The organism is Pseudomonas zhanjiangensis, assembly GCF_041027545.1.
GTDB lineage: Bacteria > Pseudomonadota > Gammaproteobacteria > Pseudomonadales > Pseudomonadaceae > Aquipseudomonas > Aquipseudomonas zhanjiangensis.
The window spans coordinates 224220-240641 of record NZ_JBFTEG010000003.1; the positions used below are offsets into that span (position 1 = coordinate 224220).

A 16422-nucleotide genomic window follows, 5' to 3' on the forward strand; every position below is an offset into this window, starting at 1 on the left:
GGCGGCCAGCCGCGTACGCCGGGCGGCGAACACTGGCCAGGAGAGGGCCGCCAGCGAAATCAACACCGTCCACTCGGCTCGCCCGGCGCCCCGCGTGGTTGGCAACGGCGCGCGATGGGCGCCGGCGCTTGGACGCCATCGCCGAGCTGTCTTACCCTTCAAGGCGAACAGCGCTGATGCAGCGGTCCCCCACGACCGTGATGCTCTGCCATGCCGGCCGGCGCCACTCCAGGAGGTCACCGATGTCTCTACTGTCTGCTTGCAAACGCCTGTGGTTGCCGCTGCTGCTGGGCGCGACCCTCGGCCTGGGCCAGGCGCTCGCCGCCGAGCCGGTGGTGGTGTCGTCGAAGATCGACACCGAAGGCGCGGTACTCGGCCAGCTGATCGCCCAGGCGCTGGAGCGCGGCGGGGTGCCGGTGACCGAACGCATCCAGTTGGGCGGCACCAGCATCGTGCGCAGCGCGCTGATCGCCGGCGAGATCGACATCTACCCGGAATACACCGGCAATGGCGCGTTCTTCTTCGATCGCGGCGACAGCCCGGTGTGGAAGGATGCGGCCAAGGCCTACGCCACGGTCAAGCAACTGGACCTGGAGCAGAACCAGCTGGTCTGGCTGCAGCCGGCCGACGCCAACAACACCTGGGCGATGAGCGTGCGCGGCGACCTGGCGCGGGCCCATCAGCTGGCCACTCTGGACGACCTGGCGCGCTACCTGAACGCCGGGGGCGAGTTCAAGTTCGCCGCCAGCGCCGAGTTCGTCGAGTCGCCCAGTGCCCTGCCGGCCTTCCAGCAGGCCTACGGTTTCGAGCTCAAGCCCGAGCAGCTGGTGATCCTATCCGGTGGCAATACCGCCGCCACCCTGCGCGCCGCGGCGCTGCAGACCAACGGGGTGAACGGCGCCATGACCTACGGCACCGATGGCGGCCTCAGCGCCCTGGACCTGCAGGTGCTGGAAGACACCCGCGGGGTGCAGCCGGTCTACCAGCCGGCGCCGCTGGTGCGCGCCGCCACCCTGCAGGCCTACCCGGCGATCGAGAGCCTGCTGGCGCCGGTGTTCGCCGCCCTCGATCTGCCGGTGCTGCAGCGGTTGAATGCCGAGGTGGCGGTCAACGGCGCCGATCCGCGTCAAGTGGCCGCGAGCTTCCTCGACAGCCTGCAGCCCTGAGGGCCTCGTGCGCCTGCTGCCGAACGCCAACCCCGTGGTCCTGACCCTGGCCGCCCTAGCCGTGGCGCTGCTGCTGTTCGCGGATTTTGCCAGCGTGCAGGCCAATCGTATCGTGCCCGGCCGCGGTCTGGGCCTGTTCGCCGCGCTGGGGCCGGCCTGGGCCCTGGGCCTGCTCGGCGCGCTGCTGACGGTAGCCGGCCTGGCCCTGCAGCCGTCGCCGGCGCGTTATCGCGGCATGCTCGCGCTGATCCTGCTGCTGTTGCTGCAGTGGCCGGCCAGCCTGGCCTGGTTCATTCACCAGCACATTGGCGCCGAGCAGCCCTATGCCCGGGCCGGGCTGGCGGGCGCTAGCTGGAGCCTGCTGTTTCTCGGCCTGCTGCTGTTGGTCGAGGTGCGCCAGCGGGTCGCGGCGCCCTGGTGGCGGCTCGGGCCGCTGGGCCTGCTGCTGGTCGCCGCCTGGCTGATCCAGGCGGGCGAGTTGGCGCCCTTGGCCCTGCTGCGCGAATACGCCAGCCGCAGCGCCGCGTTCTGGCAGGCGTTGCGCGGCCACCTGGGCCTGGTCGGCGGCACGCTGGGGCTGAGCCTGTTGCTGGGCATGGCCCTGACCGCGCTGATCGTCCGCCTGCCGCGGCTGCAGCGGCCGGTGTTCGGCGTGCTGAACTTCTTCCAGACCATTCCCAGCCTGGCCCTGTTCGGCCTGCTGCTGGCGCCCTTGAGCTACCTGGCGGCGCATTCGCCGCTGCTGCAGAGCCTGAACGTGCGCGGCATCGGCTGGGCCCCGGCGCTGCTGGCGCTGGTCGCCTACAGCCTGCTGCCGGTGGTGCGCAACACCTGGGTGGCCCTGCAGGAGGTGGCGGCCGAGGTGCTGGAGTCGGCCCGCGGCATGGGCATGAGCCGCTGGCAGGTATTCAGCCAGGTGCGCCTGCCGCTGGCCTTGCCAGTGATTCTCGAGGGCCTGCGCATCACCAGCATCCAGGCCATCGGCCTGACCGCGGTGGCCGCGCTGATCGGCGCCCAGGGCTTCGGCACCTTCATCTTCCAGGGCCTGGGCCAGGGCGCGATGGACCTGGTGCTGCTCGGCGCGCTGCCGACCATCGGCCTGGCCCTGCTGGCCGATGGTCTGTTCAGTGGCCTGGCCGACTACCTGCGACCGGGAGTACGCCGATGATCGAATTGGATGGGGTCAGCCGTTTGTACGATGGCGTGGCGGCGGTCGAGGGGCTGAATCTGCGCATCGAGCGTGGCGAGATCTGCGTGATAGTGGGCACCTCCGGCTGCGGCAAGTCGACCACCCTGCGCCTGCTCAACCGGCTGATCGACTGCTCCAGCGGCAGCATCCGCATCGACGGCGAGGATATCGCCGCGATGGACGTCAAGCTGCTGCGCCGGCGCATGGGCTATGCGATCCAGAGCACCGGGCTGTTTCCGCACTGGACGGTGGCGCGCAACATCGGCGTGGTGCCGCAGTTGCTCAAGTGGCCGGCCGCGCGCATCGAGGCGCGGGTGCGCGAGCTGCTCGAATTGCTCGGCCTGCCCCATGCGGACTTTGCCCACAAGTTTCCCAGCCAGCTGTCCGGCGGCCAGGCCCAGCGTGTCGGCGTGGCGCGGGCCCTGGCCGGCGATCCGGAGATCCTGCTGATGGACGAGCCGTTCGGCGCGCTCGACCCGATCACCCGCGACAGCCTGCAGAACGAGTTGTTGCGCATCCAGGCGCAGATCCACAAGACCATCGTCTTCGTCACCCACGACATCGACGAGGCGCTCAAGCTGGCCAGCCGCATCGTGGTCATGGACAAGGGGCGGATCGTCCAGCACGACACCCCGACGCGTTTGCTCGAGCAGCCGGCCAATGCCTTCGTCGAGCACCTGCTCGGCCAGGGCGAGCAGGGCCTCAAGCGTGCCAGCCTGCAGCGGGTCGGGGCGCACATGCTGGCGCTGCAGGGGCCGCCGCCGGCCTGCTCGGTGGGCGTGACGGACAGCCTGCGCCAGGCCCTGTCGCTGATGCTCTGGCACCGCACCGGCGAACTCTGCGTGCGCGATGAGCAGGGCAATCCGGTCGGATTGCTGCCGATCGCCGCCCTGCTGCGCGGCCCCGACGCATGAGCTGGAGGGCCTGGCTGGCGCCACTCGGCTGGCTGCTGCTATTGCTGGTAGCGGTGCGCTGGCTGGGCGAGCTGGAGGGCCTGTTCCGCGCCTTGGAGCCCGGTGCGCGGGTGGTGATCTACCCGCGCGCGAGCTTCGCCCGCCTGCTGGCCAATCACCTGGCGATAGTCGCCACGGCGGCGGCCCTGGCGGTGAGCCTGGGGGTGGCTGCGGGCATCCTGGTGACCCGCCCCTGGGGCCGTGACTTCCTGCCGCTGGTCAGCCAGGTCGCTTCCATCGGCCAGACCTTCCCGCCGGTGGCGGTGCTGGCCCTGGCGGTGCCGCTGCTCGGTTTTGGCAGCCTGCCGACCATCGTTGCCCTACTGCTCTACGGCCTGCTGCCGGTGCTGCGCAATACCCTGGCGGGGCTGCAGGGGGTGCCGGCGGCGGTGCTGGAGTCGGCCCGTGGCATCGGCATGGCGCCGCGCCAGGTGCTGCTGCAGGTCGAGTTGCCGCTGGCGGCGACGGTGATCCTGGCCGGCATCCGTACTTCGGTGACCGTCACCATCGCCACCGCCGCGATCGGCTCGACCATCGGCGCCAGCACCCTGGGCGACCCGGTGATCGCCGGGCTGGTCAACGGCAACAGCGCCTATGTGTTGCAGGGGGCGCTGCTGATCGGCCTGCTGGCCATCAGCGTCGACAGCGCCTTCGAGCGCCTGCAGCAACTGATCGGCAGTCGCCAGGGCCGTTGAGGGCGGCGCGACTGACCGCTCGTCTGGAACTTTGCCGGCGCCCCTCGGGCGCCCGGGCCGCGCGCCCGGGCCGTGGCGGGCGCCGCTCAATTTCCGCCAGCGCTGGCCGATAGCGAAACATGGCTGTCACAACCGGCTTTTTTGTGCACAATCCTGTATCCGAAAATCCATACAAAATTACAACAATTATCGCAGGAGAGCCGCCATGCGCCTCTGGCAACGCAGTATTCAGTGGCAACTGATCCTCAGCATGGGCGCGGCGCTGCTCGCCAGCATCCTCATCGTGGTGGCCATCTACTCGGCGGTGGTCAATCGCCTGGCCGAGCGCTACCTGGTCGAGGAGGCGTTGCCGGCGAGCATCCTGGCGATCCGCAACGACCTTGAGCGGGTGCTGACCGAGCCGCTGACCGCGGCCCGCGGTATCGCCGAGAACAGCCTGGTGGTGGACTGGCTGCAGCAGGGCGAGGAGGCGGCCCAGCAGGCGGCGTTCGTGCGCTACCTGAGCGCCGTGCAGAGCCAGCAGAAGGCCCTGACGACCTTCATCGTCGGCCTCGACAGCGGCCACTACTTCACTGGCAAGGGCCTGGACCGCAGCCTGACCCGCGGCCCGGCCGAGAACAACTGGTTCTACGGCTTCATCGACGGCGGCAAGGCGCGCTCGCTGGATATCGACATCGACCAGACCACCCGCGAGCCGACCCTGTTCATCAACCAGCGGGTCGTGGCCGGCGGCAAGACCCTCGGGGTGGCGGGGCTGGGCTTCAGCCTGAGCGCGATGTCCGAGATGATCCGCAACTTCCAGTTCGGCGAGGCCGGCCGGGTCTACCTGGTCAGCGCGGACGGCAAGGTCAAGGTGCACCCGCAGTCGAGCTTCAACAACAGCCGTACGCTCGGCGAACTGGTCGGCGACCAGGCGGCGGGCGCGCTGCTGGCCAGGGGGCGTGAGGCGGTGTCCTTCCAGCGAGACGGCGAGACCTTCCTGGCCATCGCCCAGCCGCTGCAGACCCTCGACTGGCAGCTGGTCAGCGAGATACCCGAGGCGGAGATCTACGCCGAGGCGCGCCAGGCGCTGCTGATGAGCAGCCTGATCGGGGTGGGTGTCGCCCTGCTGTTTCTCGGCCTGGTGGTGCTGCTGGCCCGCGGCCTGGTGCGGCCGATTCGCCAGGTCACCGCGGCGCTGGTGGAGATCGGCGGCGGCGGCGGCGACCTGACCCGGCGCCTGGACGAGTCACGGGCCGACGAGCTGGGCGACCTGGCCCGCGGCTTCAACCGCTTCATCGGCAGCCAGCGCAGCCTGATCGCCGACGTGCTGGCCACCAGCGAGCGCCTGCGCAGCTCGGTCGGCCAGGTCGCCCAGGTGGTGGAAAACACCGCCGGGCGCGCCGGCCAGCAGCAGGAGATGACCGACATGGTCGCCACCGCGGTGCACGAGATGGGCCTGACCGTGCAGGAGATCGCGCGCAATGCCAATCGCGCGGCCCAGGCCTCCCACGGTGCCCGCGACGAGGCGCAGCAGGCGCGCCAGGTGGTCGGCCAGTCGATCGCGCATATCGAGCGGATGTCCGCCGACATCGGCGGGGCGGCCGAGGCGGTGGGCGAGCTGGCCGAGCAGGTGGCCTCGATCGATCAGGTGCTGGCGGTGATCCGCGGCATCTCCGAGCAGACCAACCTGCTGGCGCTGAATGCCGCCATCGAGGCGGCCCGCGCCGGGGAAATGGGCCGCGGCTTCGCCGTGGTGGCCGACGAGGTGCGCACCTTGGCCAGCCGTACCCAGAGTTCCACCGACGAGATCCAGCAGATGATCCAGCGTCTCAAGCAGGGCGCCGACACCGCGGTCAGCTCCATGCATGCCGGCCAGGCGGCCACCGGCACCGGGGTCGAGGCCAGCCAGCGCACCGGCCAGTCGCTGGGCGCCATCACCGAGCAGGTGGAAACCATCAGCGACATGAACACCCAGGTGGCGGCGGCGACCGAGGAGCAGTCCTCGGTGACCGAGGAGATCAACCGCAACGTCCAGGGCATCGCCGACCTGGCCCATGCCACCGCCGACGAGGTGCGCCTGTGCCGCGAGGACTGTCAGGCGCTACGCGGCCTGGCCGAGGACCTGGCCGGGCAGGTGGGGCGTTTTCGCCTGTAGCGGCGCGCGCCTAGGCCAGCACCACACGGTTGCGGCCCTCGGTCTTGGCCCGGTACAGGGCATCGTCGATCCGCCGGTAGAGGGCTTCGGCCGAGTCGTCGCACAGCGGCATGTAGCTGCCGACGCCGAGGCTGCAGCTTAGCGCCAGGGACTGGCTGTGCAGCTGCAACGGCTGGGCCACCAGGTCGGCACGAAAGCGCTCGGCCAGCTGTGCGGCCTGTTCCAGCGGCGTATCGGGCATCAGCACGGCGAACTCCTCGCCACCCAGGCGCATGAGGATGTCGCTGTCGCGGCGAAAGATATGCCGCATGCGCTCGGCGAAGGCCTGCAGGCACAGGTCGCCGGTGCTGTGGCCGAACTGGTCGTTGACCCGCTTGAAGAAGTCGATGTCCAGCAGGATCAGTGACAGCGGCGTCTGTTGCCGGCGCGCCGTGGCCAGCCAGGCGGGCAGCAGCGAGTTGAATTGCAGGCGGTTGCCCAGGGCGGTGAGGACGTCGGTGCGGCTGAGCTCCTCCAGTTGCTCGCTGTGGCGGATCAGGCGCAGCTCGCGTTCGACGCCGGCATGGTAGTCGAGGTTCCAGCGCCGCAGGAACAGGCCCAGGTAGGCCAGATAGATCATCAGCGCCACCGACTCGCCGACTTCGCTGCCGCCCTGGTAGTACTTGGCCAGGATGCTCGGCAGGTACATGAAGAGCATCGCCAGGGCGCACGGCAGCAGGCGCATGGGGTAGGTGAAGGCCAGGGCCGTGCTGAACACCACCACGCTGAGGATGACCAGCAATGGCGAGGCGGCGATATCGGCGTGGAGCAGGATGCCGGCGAGCATCAGCCCCCAGGTCAGCGAGTGGACCAGCACGATCAGCCATTGTGCGATCAGCCAGCGTTGCAGCTGGGCCGGGTCGAACACCTTCGGTGGGCGATTGATCCCGCGCAAGACGAAGAATGTCGCCAGCAGCGCGCAGCCTGCGGCCCAGGCCCAGAGGTTGTGGGCCGGCTGGGGGCTGGTGAACCAGAGCAGCAGCCAGGCCAGCAGGTAGTAGTAACCGGCCAGGCGCGAGCGGCTATAGAAGTCGCTGACCTCCCGCCAGAGCGGGAAGTGGGTACTGCCGATTGCCGCAGGCTCCGGGGGCATCTGGTCGCTACTCCGCAGACGTCATTGTCAGCCTAGCTCAGCGGCGCCGAACTGCTCTGCAACGGGCCATTGCATGCGGGTGCCTGTACCAGGCGGTTGCGCCCGCGGCCCTTGGCCAGGTAGAGCGCCGCATCGACCCGCCTGAAGAAGGCCTCGGCGCTGTCATCCTGCAGGGCATCGAAGCAGCCGACCCCCAGGCTGGCCGTCAGCGGCTGACGCCGTCCCTGGATCTCGACTCCCTGTTCCAGCAGCGCCTGGCGAAACTGTTCGGCCAGCAGGCTGGCCTGGGCCAGCGAGGTGTCGGGCATCAGCACGCCGAATTCCTCGCCGCCCAGGCGCAGCAGGGCGTCGCCGCCGCGGCGGAATACCTGGCGCATGAGTGCGGCGAAGGCGGACAGGCAGGCATCGCCCGAGGCATGGCCGTGCTCGTCGTTGACCCGCTTGAAGAAGTCGATATCCAGCAGCACCAGCGCCAGCGGGGTCTGCTGCCGCCGGGCGTTGGCGACCATGGCCGGAAACAGGTTGTTGAACTGATGGCGGTTGCCCAGCTGGGTCAGGCTGTCGGTGCGGCTGAGGTGCTCCAGGGCCTGCTGCTGGGCCAGCAGCTTGAGCTCCAGGCCCAGGGTGTCGTGGTACTCGTGATGGCTGCGGTTGAGCGCCAGGCACAGGTAGCTCAGGTAGAACCCCAGGGTGATCAGGGTGGGGTGCTGCGCCGGCCCCTGGCTGGCCAGGGCCAGCAGGCCGGGCAGGTAGAGCAGGAGCAGGGCGACAATGGCGCGCCGCCGGCTCATCGCGAAGCTGTAGGCCAGGGCGGTGCTGAAGGCGATGGTGCCCAGGGTGGCGATCAGCCAGGAGCGGGCGAACAGCGGGTTGTTCAGGGTCCAGGCGTGTACCGAGCCCCAGGCCAGCGCCGTCAGCAGGATCAGCGCCCAGTGGCGGTCGAGCCAGCGTTGCAGGGTCTGCGGGGTCTGCTCGCCGGGTAGCCGATGGAGCAGGCGCAGGAGCAGCATCAGGGCGAAGAACGCGATGCCGATCAGGCCATGGGCGAGGTGAAGGGTCGGCGCGGCGCTGAATCCCCAGGTCAGGGTCCAGGCCAGCAGGTAGTAGACGCCCCCCAGGCGCGTGCGCATGCGGGTGTCCTGGGCTTCGCGCCAGAGGGCAAATGTTTCGGGCTGGTGGGGTGGGTCGCTGTGGGACATGACACGAGGCATCAGGCTGGCAAAAGCGCGACAGCATAACGCCTAAATTGACGCGCTGGCGGCCATTGGCCACTGCGCTGCCAGGTCTTCGGATGGACGGCAATGCGCCGCTCACCTGGAGCGTCCGCCTGGCGGACGCGCAGGCGTTGTCGAGCCCTAGCGCAGGATCAGCAGCGGGCTGTTGCTGGCGCGCAACAGCTGGCTGGTGGTGCTGCCGATCAGGAACTGGCGAATCCGCGAGTGGCCGTAGGCGCCCATCACCAGCAGGTCGATGGCGTGTTCGGCCTGGTAGGCGTGCAGGGTCGGTTCCACTTCGCCGGCGCGGATCGCCAGCTGCACCTGGTGGCCGCCCTCGAGCAGGCGCTGCTCGGCATGCTTGAGCTGTGCCCAGGCGTCGGCCGTGTCGGCGCCGATCATCACCACATGGATCGGCAGACCTTTGAACAGCGGGCTGCTGGCGAGCAGGTCGACGCCCTTGTTGGCCGTGGCGCTGCCGTCGTAGGCGAGCATGACGCTCTGCGGGGCGCGGAATTGTTCGGTGCTGACCAGGATCGGCCGGTGCAGGGTGCGGATCACGCTTTCCAGCTGGCTGCCCACCAGCTGGCGGTCACCGCTGCTGTCCTCGCCCTGGCGGCCGATCACCAGCAGGCGGATGTCCGCTTCCAGCTCGCCCAGGCTGGCCGCCAGGTCGCCATGGCGCTGGCGCAGCTGGGGATCGCCGACGCCGTCGCGCTGGGCGCGCTGCTTGGCCGCCTCGAGGGCCAGGCGGCCCTGTTCGAGGGCCAGCTTGCTGCGTTGTTCATCGAGGGCGGCCAGTTCCTCGAGCAGGTGTTCGCGGCTGCCCAGGCCGATAGTGCCGGTCAGGTCGCTGTGCTGCGGGTACTGCTGGTGGTCCAGCACGTGCAGCAGGCACAGCGGCGCCTCCAGGCGCAGGCTGGCCCAGGCGGCGTAGTCGCACACCGCCGCGGCGTTAAGGGATCCATCGATGCAAGCCATTACCTGGGTCATGTCGTTGTCCTTTAGTGGCCCATCAATTGGTCGGCGGCTTCCGGCCCGGCGGAGCCCGCCTTGTCGTGCACGCCGAAGCGGTCGACGATGGTGGCGCTGGCCTCGTTGAGGCCTAGCACCTGCACCTCGGTGCCTTCGCGGCGCAGCTTGAGCACGACCTTGTCCAGGGCTTCCACGGCGGTGATGTCCCAGAAGTGGGCGCGGGACAGGTCGATGCTGACCTTATCAAGGGCTTCCTTGAAGTCAAAGGCGGCTGTGAACTTGCTGGCCGAGGCGAAGAACACCTGGCCCACCACCCGGTAACTGCGCTGGCGGCCGTCGGCGTCGATCTGGGAGTCGATATACAGGAAGTGGCCGATCTTGTTGGCGAAGAACAGCGCCGCCAGCAGCACGCCGACGAACACGCCGTAGGCCAGGTTGTGGCTGTAGACGGTGACCGCCACGGTGGCGAGCATGACGATGTTGGTCGACAGCGGGAAGCTCTTGAGGTTGCGCAGCGAGTCCCAGCTGAAGGTACCGATCGACACCATGATCATCACTGCCACCAGCGCGGCCATGGGGATCTGCCGCACCCAGTCGCTGAGAAACACCACCATCAGCAACAGCACGGCGCCGGCCACCAGGGTCGACAGGCGGCCGCGGCCGCCGGATTTCACGTTGATCACCGACTGGCCGATCATCGCGCAGCCGGCCATGCCGCCGAGCAGGCCAGCGGCGATGTTGGCCACGCCCTGGCCCTTGCACTCGCGGTTCTTGTCGCTGCCGGTGTCGGTCAGGTCGTCGATGATGGTCGCGGTCATCATCGACTCGAGCAGGCCGACCACGGCCAGGGCGGCGGCGTAGGGGAAGATGATCGCCAGGGTCTCGAAGCTCAGCGGCACCTCCGGCCAGAGGAAGATCGGCAGGGTGTCCGGCAGCTCGCCCATGTCGCCGACGGTGCGGATATCCAGGCCGAGGAGCAAGGCCACCGCGGTCATCGACAGGATGCACACCAGCGGCGAGGGGATGACCTTGCCGACCTTGGGCACATAGGGGAACAGGTAGATGATGCCCAGGCCGGTGGCGGTCATGGCGTACACATGCCAGGTCACATCCGTGAGTTCGGGTAATTGGGCCATAAAGATCAGGATCGCCAGGGCGTTGACGAAGCCGGTGACCACCGAGCGCGAGACGAAGCGCATCAGGCTGCCCAGCTTGAGGTAGCCGGCGCCGATCTGCAGCAGCCCGGTCAGCAGGGTGGCGGCCAGCAGGTACTGCAGGCCGTGCTCCTTGACCAGGGTCACCATGACCAGGGCCATGGCCCCGGTGGCGGCGCTGATCATGCCCGGGCGGCCGCCGACGAAGGCGATCACCACGGCGATGCAGAAGGAGGCATAGAGGCCGACCTTGGGGTCCACCCCGGCGATGATGGAGAAGGCGATGGCCTCCGGGATCAGCGCCAGGGCGACCACCAGGCCGGCCAGCACGTCGCCGCGAATGTTGAAGAACCAGGTTTGTTTGAGGCTGTGCAGCATGGGCATTCCAGGGTTGTGATCGGCCATTTGCCGCAGGCTGCGAGGCGGATCGAGGTTGACGACAGAACGGGTAGGGCGCCGCGGGCCATTCGCCGTGGCCGATACGCCCATCGAACGAGCGGCCAGGCCGCAGGAAGGCGAAACCCAAGGCCGCCTGGGCGCCGGGTTACTGGCGAGCCCTGTTGCGCCTCGGGTAGAAAAAAGCCGCGTACCTTAGCACGCCGGGGGCCGCCCCGCACTTGCCGCGGCGGTGGCTCAGCCGCGGCGGATCAGCCAGATGCCGGCGACGATCAGCAGCAGACCGGCGATCTTGCCGAGGCTGATCGGCGCCTCGCGAAAGCCCGCCCAGCCGAAATGGTCGAGGGTCAGGGCCATGCCCAGCTGGCCGGCCAGGACCAGGGTCATCAGCAGCAGGGCGCCGATGCGCGGGCCGGCGAAGGCGGCGATGAAGATGAAGAAGGCGCCGAGCAGACCGCCGCTCCAGTGCCACCAGGTCAGGCCCTTGAGGGCTCCGAGGCTGGGTGCTTCGCGCTGGGCCAGGACCATCAGCAACAGCGCCAGGCTGCCGACCAGAAAGGAGATCAAGGCGGCACTGAGCGTGCTGGACACCTGCTTGGCCAGTTGGCCGTTGATCCCGGCTTGCAGCGGCAGGCAGGCGCCGGCGATGAAGGGCAGGGCGAATAACCACCAGATCGGGGCGGGCATGGGCAACTCCACAGGCGCGGGGCGGCTGATTATGCCGCAGAAACTGGCCGTCTGGTCAGCTCTTGCCGCGGCAACGCCTCACAGTGACTTGCTGAACTGGATCAGCGCCACCCGCCGGCCCTGTGGGTCGCTGCGCTCGAGTACCCGCGTGGGTTGGTAGCCCAGCTTGGGATAGAGCAGCAGACCGGCGCTGTTGGCGTTGAAGCAGGATGCCTGCAGGTGCCGGGCCTTGTGCTGCTCGCGCGCCAAACGTTCCATCACCGCCACCAGGTAATGGGCCACACCCTGGCCGCGGGCCCAGGGCGCGATCATCAGGTTGCCCAAGGCGCAGAAGTCGCCGTATTGCCATTGGTAGAAGTTGGCGAAGCCGGCGACTCGGCCATCGAGTAGGGCCACGGTGCTGTCGCGGCGCTCGGCCATGGCCGCGGCCAGTTGACCGACGCTCAGCGGCCAGTTGGCCTTGGGGTAGCAGAAGAACAGCTCCTCGGCGCTTTGCGGGAACTCGACGACGTCGGCCAGATCGCTGGCGCTGGCGGGGCGGTGGCTCAGTGCTGGGGTGGTGCGCATGGGCGTCCCTGTCGTGGTTAGTGCGGCGGATACTGGCTGAGCACCCTGGCCACCGTCTGGCGGATCGCCGCGGTGCGCTCGGCCGGGCTCTGCGAGTCGTCGTGGAGGCGCTGTTCGGCACTGCCGCGCCAGACCAGCTTGCCATCCTGGGTGTCGAACAGGTCGATTTGCAAGGTGCCGACCCGGTAATCCAGGACGCGGGTCTCGCTGTAGCCCGGTCCACCCCAGTAGCCGTGCCAGGGGCCGCCCCAGAACCCTCCCTGGTAGGTGGTGACCCGGTCCTGCCGGCGGTCGACGATCAGCCAGGCCTGTACCCCCAGATCGGCGGCGCCGCTGGCGGCCTGGCGCAGGCCGCGCTGCTCGAGTTGCTCGGCGATCGCGGTGCGCAGGCGCTGCTCGGTCAGGTCGCTGGTCAGGCGCGGGTCGTCGGGACGGTATTGCACGGCCGGTTCCTGCCAGCGCCAGCTGCGATAGGCGCCGAAGTCGCGGCTGGGGTCGAAGTCACGCTGCAGTCCGGTGCTCTGGCAGGCGCCGAGCACCAGCAGCAGGGGCAGTAGTAACAGCGGCAGGCGCATGATCATTTTCCTCGGCCAGAGGGTCTATCCAAACCCAGGCCGGCGCTGGCGACAAGCCCTCGCGGACTGGCGGCGCCTGCCGGGCCGCTAGGGGAATTCCTGCGGCTGCGGCAGCATCTCGCCGATCTCGAAGCGCTCGGCCAGGGCCAGGTACTCCGGTTGCTGGCGAAACTGCCGATAGGCCTCGGCGAAACGCTCGGCCAGTTCGGCCGGAGCCTGGCGGGAGAAGGCCAGGTACATGCGCTTGCCGGGCAGAATCGTCTGCTCCAGGCGCTGGACCTGCTGGGCCAGCCCGGGCGCGTCGGCCTGGCCGAGAATCAGCGCGTTGCTGAAGCCCAGGACGATGTCGAAGCGACCGCTGACCAGCATGATGAACAGTTGCGACTGGTTCACCGTGGGTTGCTCGATGGGCACCCCCCTGGCGAGCATGTCCATCAGTTCGTCGCTCATCAGGTAACCGCCGGGAACGGCGATGCGCCAGCGCCCGGCCATCGCCTCCAGCGGCGGCTCAAAGCGGATCTCGTCGGCCCGCGAGCGCTTGATGAACAGAGCCATGCGTGAGACATGCAGCAGGTTGCCCGGATGGAACCGGGCATAGGCCTCGCGCTCCGCGGAGGAGGCGATATAGCTGACCGCCTGCACCTCGCCGCGTTCCAGGGCCCGCAGCGTGCGCTTCCAGGGGAAGCGTTTGAAATCCAGGTTCCAGCCCAGGCGCTGGGCCACCGCCCGCATCACCTCGACATGGAAGCCGGTCAGCTCGGTGTTCTCGTCGATGTATTCGAAGGGCTTGTTGTTGGCGTCCTCCATGGCCACCACCAGGGTGGTGGCCGATGCGGGCAGCGCCAGCAGGCAGAGCAGCAGGATGAGCGCATGCATGGCCGGGCCTCGCCTTCTCGGTCAGGAAAGTGTAGGCCAGGCGCCGGCCGGCGAAGGGCGCGCTCAGTCCGGTGGGTAGTCGGCCAGGGCGCGCCTGAGAGCGGCACGCAGGGCCGCGCCACGCTCGGCCTGGCTGGCGCCGCCGGGCATTTCGGCGCTGGCGCGCCACAGCGGCTGGCCGTCCGCAGCGTCGAACAGCTCGACGCGCACCACCAGTACCTCCTGCTCATAGCTGCGCACCAGGGGCGTGCTGCCCCAGAGGCCATGGTCGTGCCAGTGATGGCCATGGCCGTAGTAGCCGCCAAGGTCCTGGCGAACCTGGCGCAGCCGGTGTTCCAGACGTAGCTCGGCGGCCACCTCGAGGTCGGCTTCCGTGCCGGGCGGGGCCGGACGCAGGCCGCGCTGGTCGAGGGCGTTGCTCAGCGCCTCTTGGATCTGCGCCGAGCTGGCCCAGGCACTGGCCGCCGGTGGTTGGCCGTCGAGCCAGGCCCAGTAGCGGTAGCGGCTGTAGTCGCGCGGCGGCGCCGGGTAGGCGCTGCGGTCGGCTTGGTCGATGGCCGGCGCCGGCGGCACAGGCAGCGATTGCGCGCGGTAGGGGTTGGCCGCCTGGCAGGCCGCCAGCAGCAACGACAGCAGCAGGGCGAGGATTTTCATCGTGGTCTCCACGGCATCGTGGCGCTGCCGGAGCGCCTGCGCAAGCCGTCAGCGCGGTCGGCAGATCCAGTGCAGGTAGCGGCCCACGCCGGCAAAGCTGGGATGGCGACGGTAGGCCAGCTCCATTTCCAGCAGGTCGATCAGTTCGGCCTTGAGCTGAAACTCATGGGGCATGTAGTCATGGAAGACGCGCACGCCGCTCTGACTTTCGACCCGCCAGAGCTCGTCGAGTTGCCCTGCCAGTTGGCGCGGGTCGACCGGCTGCTGCGGGGTCAGGCTCTGCTTCTGGCCGGCGAATTCGGCCTTGCGCAGCTTGCGGAAGTGACCCTTGAGCAGGTTGCGGTAGATCAGCGCGTCCTTGTTGTAGAACGCCAGCGACAGCCAGCCATCGGGCGCGCAGAGCTGGTGCAGCACCGGCAGTATGGCGCCGGGTTCGGCCAGCCACTCGAGCACCGCATGGCAGATCACCAGGTCATAGGGCTGGTTGAGCTGGCCGAGCAGGTCCTGCCAGGGCGCCTGGATGAAGGTGGCCGGCTGGCCGGCCCCGGCGAAGCGCGCGCGGGCGCCCTCGAGCATGGCCTCGGCCGGCTCGGCCAGGGTCACCAGGTGGCCGCGCTGGGCCAGCCACAGGCTCATGTGACCGAGGCCGGCGCCGACATCCAGCACGCGCAGGGGGCGCTCCGGCAGGGCCTCGGCCAGGTCGGCCTGGAGCACCGCCAGGCGGATCGCGCCCTTGGCGCCGCCGTAGATCTTCTCGGCGAAGCGCGCCGCCAGTTGGTCGAAGTGGCGGTCCTTCATCGGCCGAAGCGCCGTTCGCTGTCGGCCAGCTTGGCCCGTACCGCCTGTTCCAGGTCGATGCCCAGCTCGCTGCACAGCAGCAGCAGGTAGAGGACGATGTCGCCGACTTCCTGGCCGGCATGGGCCAGCTGCTCGGCCGGCAGCTGGCGCGACTGCTCCTCGGTCAGCCACTGGAAGATCTCCACCAGCTCGGCCATCTCGACGCTGGCGGCCATGGCCAGGTTCTTCGGGCTGTGGAATGGCCGCCAGTCGTTGCGATCGCGGATGGCGTGCAGGCGGGCGGTGAGTTCGCTGAGGTTCATGCGGCTCCGCGGAGTTTCCGGTTCGGATGGACGCGCATTGTTTCACGGGGTCAGAGGGGCTGCCAGCTTCCGCTCATGTGCAGGCGCTGGCCCTCGCCGAGCAGTTCGAGGCGGCCGCTGGGCGCCGCTGCGCTGGCCAGCAGGTGCAATTCGGCCGGCAGCCGCACGGGCTGATGAAAGCGCACCTCGACGGCGTAGCCGGCGGGCGGCAGTTGGCTTTCGAGTGCCGCCAGGCTGCGTGCCTTGAGCCAGAGACCGTGGGCGATGGCGCGGGGGAAGCCGAACAAGCGCGCGCTGGCGGCGCTGAGGTGGATCGGGTTGTAGTCACCGGACAGCCGCGCATAACGCCGGCCGATGTTGGCCGGCGCCGTCCAGCGATCCAGCTCGCGCAGCCTGAACTCGTCCGGCGGGCTCGACTCGGTCTGACTTGACTCGGTCTGACTCGACTCGGGCGGTTCGCCGTCGAGCCGGATGTCGCGACAGAGAATGCCGCTGTCACCCTCCCAGAGCAGGCCGAGCTGATCCTGCAGGCGGGTGATCAGGCTGAACTGGGCGCCCTTGGGGTGCGCTTGCAGCTTGTCGCCGTGCACGCTGACGGTGAAGGGACCCAGGCCGCCGAGCGGGCGCAGCAGGCGAATGCGATTTTCCAGGTGCACCAGACCCAGCAAGGGGAAGGGAAAGCGCCGGTCGGTAAGCAGCTTCATCTGCAGGGCGAACGCCAGCACATGGGGGTAGGTCACCGGCAGCCGGGTCCCGTCGGCGAACCCGCAGAGCGCGCGGTAGCGCTGCAGGTTGTCGGCATCGGCGCTGAGCGTACAGCGCAGGCCCAGGCTCGGCAGGGTCTTGCCGGTAACCTGGCGGCGCATTGCGGCGCGGGCGAACAGGCCGGGCAGGGCGGGTGGAGCAATGAGATCGTGCCAGTCGGTGGCCATCGGGCGTTCCTCGGCGAGTG

The 16422-nt window shown here is 69.1% G+C and carries 17 protein-coding genes and 1 pseudogene; 6 read left to right on the plus strand and 12 right to left on the minus strand.

Translation table 11 applies throughout. The features are described 5' to 3' along the window. Positions 1-242: 242 nt before the first annotated feature. From osmF to AB5S05_RS22115, 6 genes and pseudogenes are all read left to right on the plus strand, one after another. Positions 243-1166, plus strand: a complete 924-nt coding sequence (gene osmF, locus AB5S05_RS05805; RefSeq protein WP_369286544.1) for a glycine betaine ABC transporter substrate-binding protein OsmF — start codon at positions 243-245, stop codon at positions 1164-1166. 7 nt (positions 1167-1173) lie between these two features. Continuing rightward, the gene (locus AB5S05_RS05810; RefSeq protein ID WP_369286545.1) at positions 1174-2334 is read left to right on the plus strand and encodes an ABC transporter permease; all 1161 of its coding nucleotides are present in this window, start codon (positions 1174-1176) and stop codon (positions 2332-2334) included. After that, complete coding sequence (locus tag AB5S05_RS05815; protein WP_369286546.1) at positions 2331-3269, plus strand: ABC transporter ATP-binding protein; 939 nt, start codon at positions 2331-2333, stop codon at positions 3267-3269. The genes AB5S05_RS05810 and AB5S05_RS05815 overlap by 4 nt, the downstream gene beginning before the upstream one ends. Then, the gene (locus AB5S05_RS05820; protein WP_369286547.1) at positions 3266-4003 is read left to right on the plus strand and encodes an ABC transporter permease; all 738 of its coding nucleotides are present in this window, start codon (positions 3266-3268) and stop codon (positions 4001-4003) included. Before AB5S05_RS05815 ends, AB5S05_RS05820 begins: the two co-directional genes overlap by 4 nt. Before the next feature lie 250 nt (positions 4004-4253). Next, positions 4254-5273: pseudogene (locus tag AB5S05_RS22110) on the plus strand (HAMP domain-containing protein); the annotation flags it as partial. A gap of 138 nt (positions 5274-5411) precedes the next feature. After that, entirely contained in the window at positions 5412-6140 is a 729-nt protein-coding gene (locus AB5S05_RS22115) for a methyl-accepting chemotaxis protein (RefSeq protein WP_438943550.1), read from the plus strand. Between the two features lie 10 nt (positions 6141-6150). Here the strand turns inward: AB5S05_RS22115 and AB5S05_RS05830 are convergent, their stop codons facing one another. The 12 genes from AB5S05_RS05830 to AB5S05_RS05885 form a co-directional block, all read right to left on the minus strand. Continuing rightward, positions 6151-7272: a GGDEF domain-containing protein gene (locus AB5S05_RS05830; protein WP_369286549.1), complete on the minus strand. Its 1122-nt coding sequence runs from the start codon at positions 7270-7272 to the stop codon at positions 6151-6153. Between the two features lie 32 nt (positions 7273-7304). After that, complete coding sequence (locus AB5S05_RS05835; RefSeq protein ID WP_369286550.1) at positions 7305-8402, minus strand: GGDEF domain-containing protein; 1098 nt, start codon at positions 8400-8402, stop codon at positions 7305-7307. Positions 8403-8627: 225 nt separating this feature from the next. Continuing rightward, positions 8628-9479, minus strand: a complete 852-nt coding sequence (locus AB5S05_RS05840; protein ID WP_369286551.1) for a universal stress protein — start codon at positions 9477-9479, stop codon at positions 8628-8630. 11 nt (positions 9480-9490) lie between these two features. Then, entirely contained in the window at positions 9491-10993 is a 1503-nt protein-coding gene (locus AB5S05_RS05845) for a SulP family inorganic anion transporter (protein WP_369286552.1), read from the minus strand. A 255-nt stretch (positions 10994-11248) separates the two neighbouring features. Continuing rightward, positions 11249-11698 (minus strand): DMT family transporter, encoded by a 450-nt coding sequence (locus AB5S05_RS05850; RefSeq protein ID WP_369286553.1) that lies wholly within the window; start codon positions 11696-11698, stop codon positions 11249-11251. 78 nt (positions 11699-11776) lie between these two features. Continuing rightward, on the minus strand, positions 11777-12265 hold the full coding sequence (locus tag AB5S05_RS05855) for a GNAT family N-acetyltransferase (protein ID WP_369286554.1): 489 nt from the start codon (positions 12263-12265) through the stop codon (positions 11777-11779). Between the two features lie 17 nt (positions 12266-12282). Next, positions 12283-12840 carry a DUF4136 domain-containing protein gene (locus tag AB5S05_RS05860; protein WP_369286555.1) on the minus strand — a complete coding sequence of 186 codons (558 nt, stop codon included), beginning with the start codon at positions 12838-12840 and terminating at the stop codon, positions 12283-12285. Positions 12841-12927: 87 nt separating this feature from the next. Further along, complete coding sequence (locus AB5S05_RS05865; protein WP_369286556.1) at positions 12928-13716, minus strand: substrate-binding periplasmic protein; 789 nt, start codon at positions 13714-13716, stop codon at positions 12928-12930. Positions 13717-13779: 63 nt separating this feature from the next. Next, a complete protein-coding gene (locus AB5S05_RS05870; protein WP_369286557.1) occupies positions 13780-14370 on the minus strand; it encodes a DUF4136 domain-containing protein in 591 nt (196 codons plus the stop codon). A gap of 48 nt (positions 14371-14418) precedes the next feature. Continuing rightward, positions 14419-15168: a methyltransferase domain-containing protein gene (locus AB5S05_RS05875; protein ID WP_369286558.1), complete on the minus strand. Its 750-nt coding sequence runs from the start codon at positions 15166-15168 to the stop codon at positions 14419-14421. Then, the gene (locus tag AB5S05_RS05880) at positions 15165-15470 is read right to left on the minus strand and encodes a nucleotide pyrophosphohydrolase (protein WP_369286559.1); all 306 of its coding nucleotides are present in this window, start codon (positions 15468-15470) and stop codon (positions 15165-15167) included. Before AB5S05_RS05880 ends, AB5S05_RS05875 begins: the two co-directional genes overlap by 4 nt. 50 nt (positions 15471-15520) lie before the next feature. After that, complete coding sequence (locus tag AB5S05_RS05885; protein ID WP_369286560.1) at positions 15521-16402, minus strand: MaoC family dehydratase; 882 nt, start codon at positions 16400-16402, stop codon at positions 15521-15523. Positions 16403-16422 lie beyond the last annotated feature (20 nt).